This is a genomic window from Pseudomonas sp. GL_093 (genome assembly GCF_057837605.1).
In genome coordinates this window covers 2,535,416-2,549,327 of sequence record NZ_CM174448.1, presented here as the reverse complement: position 1 = coordinate 2,549,327, position 13,912 = coordinate 2,535,416, and the positions used below count along the sequence as shown (strand labels likewise).

At 57.1% G+C, this 13,912-nt stretch carries 13 protein-coding genes; 2 read left to right on the top strand and 11 right to left on the bottom strand.

Annotated elements, in window-relative coordinates; translation table 11 throughout:
- Positions 1-92: 92 nt before the first annotated feature.
- The 11 genes from AC3IUE_RS11695 to hutU form a co-directional block, all read right to left on the bottom strand.
- Positions 93-353 (bottom strand): helix-turn-helix transcriptional regulator, encoded by a 261-nt coding sequence (locus tag AC3IUE_RS11695; protein ID WP_489268801.1) that lies wholly within the window; start codon positions 351-353, stop codon positions 93-95.
- 44 nt (positions 354-397) lie between these two features.
- Positions 398-1,228 carry an NAD(+) diphosphatase gene (gene nudC, locus AC3IUE_RS11690; RefSeq protein WP_489267511.1) on the bottom strand — a complete coding sequence of 277 codons (831 nt, stop codon included), beginning with the start codon at positions 1,226-1,228 and terminating at the stop codon, positions 398-400.
- 111 nt (positions 1,229-1,339) lie between these two features.
- Positions 1,340-1,732, bottom strand: a complete 393-nt coding sequence (locus AC3IUE_RS11685; protein ID WP_489267509.1) for an ACT domain-containing protein — start codon at positions 1,730-1,732, stop codon at positions 1,340-1,342.
- 45 nt (positions 1,733-1,777) lie between these two features.
- Entirely contained in the window at positions 1,778-3,004 is a 1,227-nt protein-coding gene (locus tag AC3IUE_RS11680) for a M20 aminoacylase family protein (RefSeq protein WP_489267507.1), read from the bottom strand.
- A 29-nt stretch (positions 3,005-3,033) separates the two neighbouring features.
- Entirely contained in the window at positions 3,034-3,792 is a 759-nt protein-coding gene (locus AC3IUE_RS11675) for an ATP-binding cassette domain-containing protein (RefSeq protein ID WP_489267505.1), read from the bottom strand.
- Complete coding sequence (gene hisM, locus AC3IUE_RS11670) at positions 3,789-4,553, bottom strand: histidine ABC transporter permease HisM (RefSeq protein ID WP_489267503.1); 765 nt, start codon at positions 4,551-4,553, stop codon at positions 3,789-3,791. The genes AC3IUE_RS11675 and hisM overlap by 4 nt, the downstream gene beginning before the upstream one ends.
- Positions 4,550-5,239: an ABC transporter permease gene (locus tag AC3IUE_RS11665; protein ID WP_489267501.1), complete on the bottom strand. Its 690-nt coding sequence runs from the start codon at positions 5,237-5,239 to the stop codon at positions 4,550-4,552. The genes hisM and AC3IUE_RS11665 overlap by 4 nt, the downstream gene beginning before the upstream one ends.
- A 90-nt stretch (positions 5,240-5,329) precedes the next feature.
- Entirely contained in the window at positions 5,330-6,103 is a 774-nt protein-coding gene (locus AC3IUE_RS11660) for an ABC transporter substrate-binding protein (protein WP_489267499.1), read from the bottom strand.
- 101 nt (positions 6,104-6,204) lie between these two features.
- A complete protein-coding gene (hutH, locus tag AC3IUE_RS11655; RefSeq protein WP_489267497.1) occupies positions 6,205-7,731 on the bottom strand; it encodes a histidine ammonia-lyase in 1,527 nt (508 codons plus the stop codon).
- Between the two features lie 36 nt (positions 7,732-7,767).
- Positions 7,768-9,291: an amidohydrolase family protein gene (locus tag AC3IUE_RS11650; RefSeq protein WP_489267495.1), complete on the bottom strand. Its 1,524-nt coding sequence runs from the start codon at positions 9,289-9,291 to the stop codon at positions 7,768-7,770.
- A gap of 9 nt (positions 9,292-9,300) precedes the next feature.
- Positions 9,301-10,995, bottom strand: a complete 1,695-nt coding sequence (hutU, locus tag AC3IUE_RS11645; protein WP_489267493.1) for a urocanate hydratase — start codon at positions 10,993-10,995, stop codon at positions 9,301-9,303.
- Positions 10,996-11,192: 197 nt separating this feature from the next.
- Here hutU and ertD point away from each other — a divergent pair, with 197 nt between their 5' ends.
- Both ertD and ertE read left to right on the top strand, forming a co-directional pair.
- Positions 11,193-12,563 carry a hydantoin-5-propionate amidohydrolase gene (gene ertD / locus AC3IUE_RS11640; protein WP_489267491.1) on the top strand — a complete coding sequence of 457 codons (1,371 nt, stop codon included), beginning with the start codon at positions 11,193-11,195 and terminating at the stop codon, positions 12,561-12,563.
- 1 nt (position 12,564) lies between these two features.
- On the top strand, positions 12,565-13,824 hold the full coding sequence (gene ertE / locus AC3IUE_RS11635) for an N-carbamyl-l-glutamate amidohydrolase ErtE (protein ID WP_489267489.1): 1,260 nt from the start codon (positions 12,565-12,567) through the stop codon (positions 13,822-13,824).
- The last annotated feature ends 88 nt before the right edge of the window (positions 13,825-13,912 follow it).

The following is a 13,912-nucleotide window of genomic DNA, read 5'->3' as shown; positions in this document are numbered from 1 at the left end:
TTGCCGACAGCCCTTTCAAAGGGGGGATGAATAGGGGGTTGCCAGTACGTTGCATAGGGAATGCCTATACCGGCCAAAGCTTTTGACCCCCTTTAGCAAAGCCGTATACAAAGCGTCAGACCAAAGTGCTCCAGTATCAGATTGATGGTTTGCATCGTCGGGTTTCCACGATCAAGCTCAATCTGCCCAAGTGTCCGCCTGGAGATCTTGCAGAGCTTGGCAAAGTCGTCCTGGCTCAGTTTTGAGACCTCGGTACGCAGCCGTCGGATGGCATCCCCAAGGGTTATCGTCCCCGTGAGCAATCGCGTCTGGACTGATTGGCGAATCGAATTTGCCTCTTTCTCGCCAGCCATCGCGACAGCGCTATAAAAGAAAATTTGGGGTATTTCCCCCATGATCACCTCGGCAACTCTGGATCTGGCTTCGAGTGCCTGCGAGCCAGGTAGAGCTCGATGAGGTATCGCGAAATAGAACGTTGCGACGAAAGCTGTGGCAGGGCATTGAGATTGAACCAGCGTGCGTCCTCGATCTCCTCCATTTGCGGAGCAATTTCACCGGTCGAATATTCGGCATGGAAACCAAACATCATCGAATGGGGATAGGGCCAGGACTGGCTCGCCATGTACTTGATGTTGCTGACCTCAATCCCGACTTCCTCGCGAATCTCACGGATAACGCACTCCTCCATCGACTCACCGGGCTCGACGAAACCTGCCAGTGTGCTGTAGAGCCCAGGGGGGAAGCCTGGAGAGCGAGCGAGCAAGACTTCATCGCCACGAGTCACCAGCACGATCATGCAGGGTGAAAGTCTGGGGTAGTAATGCAGTTCACACGTTGCACAATGACTGGCCCTTTCATTAGCCAACACTTGAGTCGGTGAACCACAAGCACCACAGAAACGATGCTGGCGTGCCCATGTGCCGATCTGAGCCGCAAACCCAAGCATTTTGAAAGTTTCGAGATCGCGCTCCAGCATCAGTGGACGCAGCGCCTGCCATGAACAACCCGGTACAGGATCAGAGTGGCTGACTTCCAATAGGTGCACCGGCTGGCCGTCGTAAAAGCCAACGCCGTGCTCAGCGAAGACCTTCAGGCGTTGCGTGCAGACCCATTCATAACTGAACAACAGTCCCTTCGGCCCCACCAGAAAACCTTCGGGGCCATGCACGAGCACCTGATCCGGTGTCATTCGAGGGTCGAGTAAAGCCGGTGTCCAAAGACTCGACATGGATAGCCCTCTATTCGTCTGTTGAAGATAACGAAGATGAACTCATGTCAGCCGAACACTTACGTGGGAGTGTTCAGCTGATGAGTGACTCGACAAAAAAGCGTGACGGGATCAGTCCAGTATCTGATGGCCGGCGTCACGTAGCACTGCAAGCCCCTCGGCGAACTGGTCTTCTTTGAGCAACAGGAAGTCGCCATCAAAGGTGGACACCACAAACACGCCGAAGCCGGCTTCGCTCAGCGGGCGAACGACAGACAGAACAATACCGGTCTCATCAAACGCGAAGGGGCCAACGAACTGCACGCAACTCCAGTCGCGATCGATTTTGACGCCCTCAGGCACGCGACCCTGATGGCAAACAATGGACAGCTCATCGGCAGAGCGCGCGATGTTCACGAAACCCTCACCATCCGCCCAGACAGGGATCGGGGCTTTGCTGTCCAGTCGAGAAATCGAGTAAAGCTCGGGCAGTACTTTCAGGCGGATGCTTTTGACCAGTTTCATAGAGTCTCCAAATGGATGGGGTTTATAGAGGTGTCATGCGTCGGATCAACGTGGTTGCTCCAACGGTTTTTTCAGGGTGCCGTCCGAGAGCCAGGTTTCAGCCAAGCGAACCCAGTAAGTCGCTCCGATCGGCAAGATATCGTCGTTGAAATCAAAACTCGCATTGTGCAGAACACAAGGCCCAGGACCATGGCCGACACCACGATGAGCACCCTCGCCATTGCCGATGAATACATAGCAACCTGGTTTATGCTCGAGCATGTGGGCAAAGTCTTCCGCGGCCATGGTTGGCTTGCCGTCAGTGATGACCTGATCTTCACCGGCCAGTTTGCGTAGCACCTCGATGCAGATGTTTGTCTCGCGAGGGTGATTGATCAGGGGTGGATAGTCGGATTTGAACAAGGTTTCCACACGGCAGCCGAAAGCGTCGGCGACGCCGCTGGCGATCTCCGTCATGCGAGTTTCAATCAAGGTCATGGCATCACGGGAAAACGCCCTGAACGTCCCTCCCAGCCAGGCGTCATCCGGGATGACTGTCAGACTTTCATCACTTCCTGCGTGAAGGCATGTGACGGAAATGACTGCCGGATCCTGGGTGTCCAGATTGCGCGTGATGATGCTCTGTAAAGCTTGGGCAATGTGCATCAAGGGCTGCAAAGGATCAATGCACTGCTGCGGCAAGGCCGCGTGTCCACCCTTGCCAAACAGACGGATACGAAACTCCGTGTCGGATGCCATCATCGCCCCGGGATGAACAGCAAATTGCCCCGCACCCAGGCCGGGCCAGTTGTGCATGCCAAACACCGCATCCATCGGAAACAGTTCAAAAAGGCCCTCTTCGATCATGCGCCTGGCCCCGGCGTCACTTTCCTCGGCTGGTTGAAAAATGAAATACAGGGTGCCGTCTATTCGTCGGGTGCGCGCGAGTTCAAACGCCGCAGCCAACAACATTGCACAGTGTCCATCGTGGCCACAGGCGTGCATTTTCCCCTCATGGATGGAGGCATGATCGAACTGGTTAAGCTCCTGGATCGGCAGTGCATCCATGTCCGCCCGTAAGCCGATGGATTTGTTTCCGGTACCGCATCGCAAACTACCCACCACTCCGGTACCCGCAAGCCCCCGGTGGACCTTCAAACCCCACGACTCGAGCATGCAAGCGATCAGGTCAGAGGTTCGTTGCTCCTCGAAGGCCAACTCAGGATGGCGATGGATATCCTGTCTCAGGGCATAGATCGCCTCGGGCACTTTGATCCAGTCTGTGTTCTTCATGACCACTCTCCGGCCGATTGGATCATCGATCACTTGAGGTCTAACGCAAGAAACTGGCGCAGACGTGCACTTTGCGGGTTATCAAAGAGCTGTTCAGGTTTGCCCTGTTCTTCGATCTTGCCGCCATGCAGAAACACCACTTGGGTTGAAGCATGGCGGGCGAAGCTCATTTCATGGGTCACGACAATCATGGTTCGACCCTCCTGTGCGAGCTCCTGCATGATCTTGAGCACCTCACCCACCAATTCCGGATCCAGGGCAGAGGTCGGCTCATCGAACAGCATGACTTCAGGCTCGACCGCCAGGGCACGTGCTATCGCTACACGCTGTTGTTGACCGCCGGAAAGGTGTGCCGGGTAGCTGTCGTGGAAACGGGCATCCAGCCCCACTTTCTCCAGATAGACAATCGCTCGGGTACGAGCCTCTTCCTTACTGACGTTGAGCGCATGCACCGGCGCCATGCTGACGTTCTCCAGCACCGTCATGTGCGCCCAGAGGTTGAAGTGCTGAAACACCATCGCCAGCCGAGTGCGTAGCCCCTGCAACGCACGACGGTCCGGGCGGATCGGTTTGCCCGCGCCAATATCGATGGTCAAGTTGTCCAGGCTGACTCGACCGCTATCAGGCTGCTCGAGAAAGTTTATGCAACGCAGAAAGGTACTTTTACCGGAGCCGCTGGAACCAATAATGCTGATGACTTCGCCGCGCTTGGCGCTCAATGAAACACCGTGCAGGACTTTATGGTTGCCGTAGGATTTGTGGATGTTTTCAACGGTCAGGGCATTCATACCAGGCTGCCTTCTTTTATCAGGGGGACGGAGTGCTCAACGGCTGTTTTGGCCTTGCGTGGCTTGAGGTGTCTGAGCCAGCGTTTCTCGGCACGATTGAAACTGGCGATGATGCAGAACGAGATCATCAGGTACAGCAGGGATGCAAGACCGTAGGTGGTGAACGTCGCATAGGTTTCAGCGTTGACGTCACGGGCCACTTTTAGGATGTCCGGCACCGTGGCAGTGAACGCGAGCGTGGTGCCATGAAGCATGAAGATGACTTCGTTGCTGTAAGCCGGCAGCGCTCGTCGCAATGCGCTGGGCAGAATGACCTTGAGATTAAGTACCGTTGCACTCAAGCCAAAAGCCCTGCCCGCTTCGACTTCGCCCCGACTGCTGGCACGAATCGAGCCGACAAGTATCTCAGTCATGTAGGCGCATTCGTTGAGCACGAACGCAAACAACGTGCAGCAGTAGGCATCACGAAAAAAGCTATTGAGAACAGCGGTGTTCTGGATGAACGCCAAGCTGTACAAGCCGCTATAGATAATCAGCAACTGTACGTACAACGGAGTGGTCCGGAACGTGTAGGTGTACAACCAGATAACCGCGCTTAAGGGACGCGAGGATGAGACCCGGCCCAGCGCCAAAGGAATCGACAAAGCAAAGCCGCCAAGGGTTGAAACGATCAACAGCATCAAGGTGACGGCCACCCCGCTCCACTGCTGGCCATCGGTCCAGAGAAAACTCTGCCAATAGGTCTGAAAGAGATCGATCATAGCTCGGCCTCCCGTACCCAACCTGCAGAGCGGTTCTTGATCCAGTACAAGAGCAAGCTGGAAAAGCCCGACAGGCAAAAATAGACTCCACCGGCCAACACCATGAACATCAGCGTGTTGTGGGTGCTGCGACCCGCCTCCTGAGCCGCCATGACCAGATCGCTGAGCCCGATGATCGAAACCAGTGCGGTGGCCTTGACCAATACCTGCCAATTGTTACTGATGCCGGGTAATGCGAAGCGGATCAGCTGTGGCAGCAGTACTTTTTGAAAGGTTTGCCGAGACGAGAGCCCATAGGCACTGGCGGCCTCGGCCTGACCTCGATCGATGGCCAGAAACGCGCCACGAAAGGTTTCCGCGAAATACGCGCCGTAGATAAAACCCAGGGTCATAACGCCGGCGACAAAGGGGTCAATGTCGAAACGCCCCAACGCAAGCTTGTCGGTGACCTGGTTGATCCCGATCTGGATGGTGTAGAAGATCAGCAGCATCAACGCGAGATCCGGAATGCCACGGATCAGGGTGGTGTAGCACTGGGCGGGAAAAGTCAGCCAGGGTTTGCCCGACAGCTTTGCCAGAGCGGTAATCAGCCCAAGAGACAGAGCCAGCACCAGTGCTACCAGCGCCAGTTCGACGGTGCTCAAGGCGCCTTTCGCAATCAAGGGTAGATAATCAAGCCATTGCATGGCGCGTTACTCGCAATAGGTGAACAGGACAGGGCAACGCGGGGCCGACCATGACGAACGGCTAGCCGTCATGGTCGGCGAACCGTGCCGTCAGCCGCCGTAGATGTCGAAATCGAAGTACTTGCTGGCGATCTTCTGATAGGTACCATCAGCCAGCATCCCGGCAATGGCTTTGTCGATACCGCGTTTGAGGTCCTGATCTTCCTTGCGAATGCCTACCGCTGTACCACTACCCAAAACCTTGGCGTCGACAATAATCGGCCCGGCAAACTCATAACCCTTGCCTTGATCCGTTTTCAAAAAGGCGTAGCTCGCCTGCACTTCGTCCTGCAACGAGGCATCGATACGACCATTCAACAGGTCGGCGTACACCTGATCCTGGCTGGCATAGGCCTGCAACTTGATGCCTGGGACTTTCCAGTAGGCGCGGGCATAGGACTCTTGAATAGTGCCTTGCTGATAGCCCACGGTCTTGCCCTTGAGCCCGGCTGGTGTCGGCAAGATGCCAGAACCGGCACGTGCAACCAAGCGTGTGGAGGGGTTGGAGAGTTTGTCGCTGAAGTCGATCTGCTTCAGACGTTGCTCAGTGATGGACAGACTCGACAATACGCCGTCGAACTTGCGCGCCAGCAGACCGGGAATCAAACCATCGAAGCTGCTTTGAACGTACTCGCACTTGACGGCCATGCGCTTACAGATTTCGTTACCCAACTCGATATCGAAACCGATCATCTCGCCTTGCGGATCACGATATTCCAGCGGTGGATAGGTCGGGTCCACGCCCAAGCGCAGCACGTCTTCGGCCTTTGCTCCAGTGGAGCAAAGGAGCAACACTACACAAGCTACAACGAGATTCTTGTTCATGATTATTTCTCTATGAGGTAGTTGGCAGACTTCAGGGGTTGTTGATTTGGTTGTTGTTATCCATCGCCGGCCCCAGATCTGGCAGGCGATGGGTGATGCACTCAGAACAGTGTTTTCAGATCCGGGCAGCCCTCGACCAGCTCGCTGCTGCGGATCAACTCGGCAACGCTGGCCATGTCCGGCGCGATTGGCCGATCCACGTTCATTGCCGGAACTTTGCCGCGGATGCTGGCAATCACCGGAGCCAGGCGCGCGCTGTACAACTCGCCGCCGCGCAGATCAAGACCTTGGGCCGCACACAGCGCCTCGATAGAGAGAATCCCGCGCAAGGTACGCGTCATTTCCAGCAGACGGCGTGCGCCGTGGGTGGCCATCGACACATGATCTTCCTGGTTGCCCGCTGTAGGGATGGTGTCGATGGATGCCGGGGTTGCGCGTTGTTTGTTTTCGGAGGCCATGGCGGCAGCCGAAATATGTGCCGTCATGTAGCCAGAGTGGAGTCCGGCGTCGACGGTCAACATCGGTGGAAGACCTGAAAACGCCGGATCCAGCAGCAAGTTGCAGCGACGCTCGGACAGATTGCCGATTTCGGTAATGGCGATAGCCAACATGTCTGCGGCAAACGCTACCGGCTCGGCGTGGAAGTTACCGCCGGAGATCACTTCACCGGTGTCGACGAAAATCAGCGGGTTATCGGAAGCGGCGTTGCTTTCGATTTCCAGGGTGACACTGGCGTTGCGGATCAGATCCAGACACGCGCCCAGCACCTGGGGCTGGCAACGAATGCTGTAGGGGTCCTGAACCTTCCCGGAGGCTTCCGAGATCGCGCGCATCGGGCTGTCGTCGAGCAGGCGCTTGAACGCCGCACCCACGGCGATCTGCCCTGGATGACCACGCAATGCCTGGATACGCGGGTCGAACGGACTGGCAATACCCGCCAGCGCCTCGATGGTCAGGCAGCCGATCGCGATGGCGGCCATGAAAGCATTTTCCAACGCAAACAAGCCGGTCAGCGCGAGTGCCGTCGATACCTGAGTGCCATTCATCAACGCCAGGCCTTCCTTGGGTGCCAGCACGATGGGGGTCAGGCCTGCACGGGATAAGGCTTCACCACCGTCGAGCAATTCACCTTCATACCAAGCTTGCCCCATGCCGATCATCACTGCGGTCATGTGTGCCAGAGGCGCCAAGTCACCGCTGGCACCCACCGACCCTTGGGCAGGAATAAACGGGATGACGCCGCGTTCGCGCATGTCTTCGAGCAACTCCACGGTGCGATACTGCGCGCCCGAAGCTCCACGTCCCAAGCTGGCCACTTTCAATGCCATGACCAGACGAACCACATCGGCACCCAGTGCAGGGCCGTAACCGGTCATGTGTGACATCACGAGGTTCTTTTGCAGCTGGCAAAGATCCGCGTCGCTGATCCGTACATTGGCCAGTTTGCCGAATCCGGTGTTCAAGCCATACACCGCGCGACCGCTATCGACCAGCGTATCGACCATCTTCGCGGCAGCCTCGATGCCGGCCCGAGCGCTTTCGCACAGTCGAGCCGGAGCCCCGTTGTAAATGGCACGCCAGGTAGAAATACGTGTTTCGCCCGGGACAATTTTTTGTAGTGTGTTCATGTGTTTTCTCGCTGTTCGTAAATGAGTTGAAGCGAACTAAACCGGTTTGCTGCCCAGTCTGAATCGGTCAAATTGGTTGATTGAATGGCGCATGCCCTCCATTTGCGGGTCGTCCAGACAGTCTTGATAAGCGCCCTCCAAGTACGGCCGCAGGATTTCACTGGCGCTCTGCCCACCACGAACCCGTCCTTGCAGGGTCGGCATGCGCTCCATCAGCTCAAGCATCAGTGCCTCTTCATCGATGCGGGTGATGCGTCCCTGATCCACCAACTTGCGCCCCCCCACGTAGACGTCACGCACGGAGTTGCCCTGCTCGCAGAAGACGAGTTGGGTCAAGGCGTCATTGAGCGGGGTGAAGGCACTGGTTTTGAGATCGATCAGACAGAAATCGGCTTGCTTGCCGACCTCGATCGAACCCGTCTGGGCACCCCGTCCGATGGCTTTGGCGCCACCGAGCGTGGCCATGTTGAACGCCTGCATCGCATCCACCGGGCAGGCGTCGCTTTGATCAAGAAGTGCGTTGGAGAGTGCTGCCAGGCGCATGGCATCAAACATCGAGTTCAGGTCATTGCCATTGTTGTTATCGGTTCCCAGGCCGACGTTCACTTGGCGTCGCAGCATCTCGGCGATGGGCGCTACCCCACTTCCCAGCTTCATGTTGCAGGCCGGGTTGTGCACGACACTGGAGCCTCTTTTGGCAATAAGATCGAGTTCATCAGGTGAGAGCCAAACGCCGTGAGCCAGTACGCTACGGGGTGTCAGAAGACCCAAATCGTCCATATACGCGGCCATCGGCTTGCCATAGAACTTCGCTGCGGTGAGCGCCTGGATTCGGGTTTCCAGCAGATGTATCAGGACAGGGCGGTCGTATTGCTCGGCCAGCGCCCAGGTCTGTTGCAAAAAGTCGGCACTGCAGCGCTGTGGACCGGAAGGTGAAAATACAAAGCGCACTCGGCCGTTCCAGCTGCGGGCTAGCTCTTGCCAATGCTCAAGCACTCGATCCGCTGCCTGAGTCGGCACGCTGCCCTTGAGCTCGTTGGGCAACCGCTCGGTCAGGTAGGGGATACCTTCCTGAAACGGCCGGTCAGACCACGCCACACTCACGTCTGCACGAATGCCCAGATCCGAATAAGCCTGAAACGCCGAATGCACGACCTCCGGTTCCAGGTGCCCGCCGAAGTGAATGTCATCGACCACAGTGGTGATGCCACTTCGCAGCATCTCGATGCCGTTAAGCAATGTGCGCAGGTACACCTCGCGAGCAGTCCATCCACGTCGATAGGATGGCGGGTTGTACAAGCCCATCCAGATCTCCAGCGGAATCCCGGAAAAACGGCCCTTGTCGAAACGATCGTGAGAATGATGGTGAGCGTTGATCAGCCCGGGAATCAGTAACTTGCCCCGACCATCGGTACGTTCGTCGAGATTGACCGTCGACAGATCGATTCGCGGCGCCAGGCCAACGAAGCGATCGCCATCGATCAATACATCCACGACCTGGGCGGCCGCACGACCCATGCCGACCACGCTGACCTGTTCGATCAAATGAAGAAGGGCCATGACGATTTCCTATTTTCCGCGATACTGGGTGGCTTGAGGGGACCACCAGAGAGGAATTTGAATGGCGTTGTCGGTCAACGGCCCCTCCCCTTTGGAAACGGTTTTGGCCATCGGGTAACCGGCTTGTGCATGGCGCACGACACCAATGCCCGAGTCCGTCGTCAGGCACGCATCCAGGCGCAGATCAGCCTCTTCCGAGCCATCAGCAATCATGGTCACGCCGGTATGGGCGGATATCCCCATGGTGCCGTTGGACTGAATCGCCACCAGATCGGCCATTGCCGAGACGTTGAGCAAAGCATTCAGGTAAGGCCAGTCGGAAATCGCATCGGAGCCGTCCAGCATGTTTTCGGTTTCAAAAGCCGGGTTGGCAATCGAACCGGTGTCCAGGTTGTCTCGGGAGAAGGCCACCGGGCCAGTCAGTTCACCGGAACGCACCAACGCGTTGACGGCAAGACCGAAGGCTCGGCGCTGGCCAAAACCGAGGAAGCAGATACGTGCCGGCAAACCTTCTACAGGCAAGCGGTGACGGGACGTGGTGATCCAGCGAGTGACGAGACTATCGTCCTTGAACATCTCCAGCGCCAGATCATCCAGACGCGTCTGGTCAGAGACTTCACCGGAAACACAGGTCCAGCGGAACGGCCCGCGACCGAGGAAAAACAATGGCCTTACGTACTCGGCAATACAGCCCGGATAGGCAAACGCTTCCTCTTTGGACATCCCGGCATCCACCGCTTCCTTGCGCACGAAGGTGCCGTACTCGAACACCACCGAGCCCGCTTTCTGGAAACGTGTCATTGCTCGCACGATACGGATCATCGACTGGCGTGACGTGGCCATGTAGGCATCGCGGTCGGTTTCCAACAACGCGGCCGCTTCCTCCAGGCTCAACCCGGCAGGAATCAGCGCGAACGGGTCATGGCACGGGCACATCTCAGTGACGACGTCTGGCCGCCAGCCGTAGTCGAGCGCCTGTTCCAGGGCTTCGACCATGTTGCCGAGAACCACAATAGACAGGGCTCGTCCTTCGCGTTTGGCGGTCTCGGCCATTTCAATGGCTTCTTCCAGCGAAGCGGCCTGGACATCGGCATAGCCAGCGGCAAGACGTTCGACGATGCTCTGCTGGCGGATTTCCACGGTGACACTCACGCCGCCGTGCATGCTCATTGCCAATGGCTGCGAGCGTCCCATCCCACCCAGACCCGCAGTGAAGAAGATGCGGCCCTTCAGTTCACTGTCGAAGTGACGGTCTGCCACCAGCGCAAGGGTCTCGAAGGTGCCTTCGATCACCCCTTGGCTGCCGATGTATTGCCACGGGCCGGCGGTATACGAAGCGAACGCTGTCAGGTTTTGCGCACTCAGGTCATAGAATTTTGGCCAGTCGGCCTTGATCACGTTGCTGTTGGCCATGACCACCCGGGGCGCCAACCGGTGGGTCTTGAAAATGGCAACCGGCATGCCTGATTGAATCGCCAGGGTTTCGTCATTCTCCAGCGCCTTGAGCGACTCGACGATCGCGTCATAGCTTTCCCAGTTGCGCGCGGCCTTGCCGATCCCGCCGTAGACGGTCAATCGCGAAGCGTCCTCAGCGTTTTCCAGGTTGTTTTCCAACATCCGCAGGATGGTCTCCTGCTTCCATCCCTTGCATCGCAAAGTACTGCCACGCGCAGCCATGATTTGTTTGGCTTTTTGCTGAGTCATGTCGAGCCACTCTCGCTGAGGTTAATGCGGAAGCACCTTTGGCAGGCTTCCCCTTGTATGGCTCGAATTATTCAAACCTGAGCGACTTAGAACTATGCCAAATGCTGCAAGTGAAGTTGCTACTTGCTGCATGGTTGGCTCGTCATCCTCTGTCGATACTCGCTCAAAGCTTATTCACCTGATGACGAGGCTGATGTATGAGTGATTTTGATCTGGTGGTACGTGGACGCATCGTCGACAGCCAGCAAACAGTAGAAAACGGCTGGCTAGCCGTGAGCGAAGGACGCATTGCTGCTCGTGGAAGCGGCGAGCCACCAGCCGCCAGGGAAACGCTGGATGAGCGGGGGCAATGGGTTTTGCCCGGTGTAATCGATGGTCAAGTGCATTCGGGTAGTCAGGCCAACCAGGAAGGCCTGGGTTGGGCCAGCCGCGCCGCCGCTGCGGGGGGTATTACCGTCATGGTCGACATGCCTTATGACGACCCTGAACCTGTGGCCTGTGCTGAACAACTGATCCGCAAGGCCCGGGAGGTCGAAGACACCTGTCATGTCGATGTAGGTTTATTCGCTACGGTCAATGAAACCCACGGGGTGGCAGCCATACCTGGATTGATCGAGGCCGGGGCCTGTGCCTTCAAGTTCTCGACGTTTGAAGCTGCACCGGGCCGCTTCCCGCGAATAGAAGAGGACCTGTTGGCCGAGTTGTTCACCTTGATCGCACCTTCTGGTTTGGTGTGTGGCGTGCACAATCAGATGCAGGAACTAACTCGCAAAAACATCAGTCGTCTGATCGAAGCCAATGACACCGGCTGGGATGCGTTCCTTCGGGCTCATCCCCCCCTGGTTGAAGACCTCGCCACTGCCTTGATTTATGAAATTGGCGCGCAAACAGGCGCCCGCGCCCATCCGGTACACGTATCGACAGGTCGTGGCTTCGAGTTGTGCGAGATGTATCGCAAGGCCGGGCACAAGGCGAGTATCGAGACCTGCATCCAGTACTTGATGCTCAACCATGAAGAACATACGCGGCGCTTCGGCGCTAAAACCAAGCACTACCCTCCCATCAGACCCAAGGCAGAAACCGAGAAACTTTGGGATCACATCGCCAAAGGTCATTGCACCTTCGTTTCTTCTGACCACGTCAGCTGGGGCCTGGAACGCAAAGGCAATCCCAATGTGTTCCATAACTCATCAGGTGGTCCGGGCCTCGAAACACTACTGCCGGCGTTCTGGACCGGTGCCATGGCCAGAGGCCTGGCCCCTTCGCTCGTGGTCCAACAACTCAGCCACAACCCCGCAAAGCACTTTCTTCTAAACGACCGCAAAGGTGATTTTGCGATTGGTCAAGACGCCGATTTTGTGGTGTTGGCACAAGAGCGTTATCGCTACGACCCGTCCATCAGCCTGAGCGCGGTCACGTGGAGCTCATTCGAAAACATGGAGTTCACTGCCAGGGTCAAGACTACTTACTGCCGTGGCCAAAGCGTTTTCGATCAAGGAAAGATCCTCAACAAACCGGGATACGGCCGCTTCCTTCGCCCTAGCATGACAACAAAGAGCACGTACTGACATGACCGACTCACCGCTGGAACTGAACATTGAGCGTCTCTGGAATCGGGTCAATACCCTTTCGACGTTTACGCTGCCGAACGTGCCGTGGACCAGGCGCGCCTTTTCACCCGAGTTCGAACAAGCCAGGCACTGGTTGAAATCTGAATTTGAGTCGGCAGGCCTCACGGTGACTCTGGATGCCGGCGGCAATCTAATCGGTCAACTCGACGGTAGCGAGCCCGACCTGAAACCACTCATCAGTGGCTCGCACTGCGATACAGTAGTCGGTGGTGGCCGGTTTGACGGCATCATCGGCGTCTTGGCTGCTCTCGAAGTAGCCCACGCGCTGAAGGACACTAATCGACGCTTGCGCCATCCATTGCAAGTGATCGACTTTCTATCCGAAGAGCCGAGCGACTACGGTATTTCCTGTGTAGGTAGCCGGGCCTTCTCCGGGTTGCTGAGCTCTGAGATGCTGGCCTCGCAGAACCGTGCCGGCGAAAGCCTGGCACAAGCGTTGACACGTATTGGCGGTGCCCCGGAGGCCCTCGGCCAAGCACTCAGGGCTCCCAACAGCACCGCAGCATTTGTTGAACTCCACATCGAACAAGGCCCCGTTCTGGAAAGCCGCGGCTTGCCTATCGGGTCAGTCACCAACGTCGTGGGTATTCGTCGCGTCGGTATCACTGTCCACGGTTTACCTGACCATGCGGGTACCACCCCCATGGATCTGCGTCGCGACGCATTGGTCGGCGCGGCTGAGCTGATTCGCGAGGCTCGAAAAATGGCCGCCGTCATGAGCGGTAATCCTCACTACGTGGTTGCCACAGTGGGCCGAATAGACGTCAGTCCCAATGTGCCGAATGCCGTACCCGGCAAAGTGGAAATGGTTCTGGAAGTTCGCAGCGACTCGAAACAGGTACTGCTCGACTTTCCGGAGCAACTGCTTGATGGCTGTGCACCCGCGCTGGCGGATCTCAGATTGACAGTCGATTCAGTAGCGCTGACCTATGCCGATCCAACGGACTGCTCGCCAATCGTGATTGAAGCCGTCAGTCAGGTGGCTCAACGTTTGGGCTTCTCGCACAAGACCATGCCCAGCGGAGCCGGACATGACGCGGTTTACGTCGGTGCGACCGGTCCTATGGGGATGGTATTCGTCCCCTGCCTGAATGGTCGCAGTCATTGCCCCGAGGAGTGGCTGGACCAACAACAGCTACTGGATGGCACCCGAGTTCTGGCTGAAACCCTGATTCACTTGGATAGCCAACTCTCCTAAAAGATTGACTTGGTGTACAACACTAACAAAAGGCCGAGCGCGACACGTCTTGCTGACGCAAGCGCTCTACTCCCCGCACCTGGAGTAT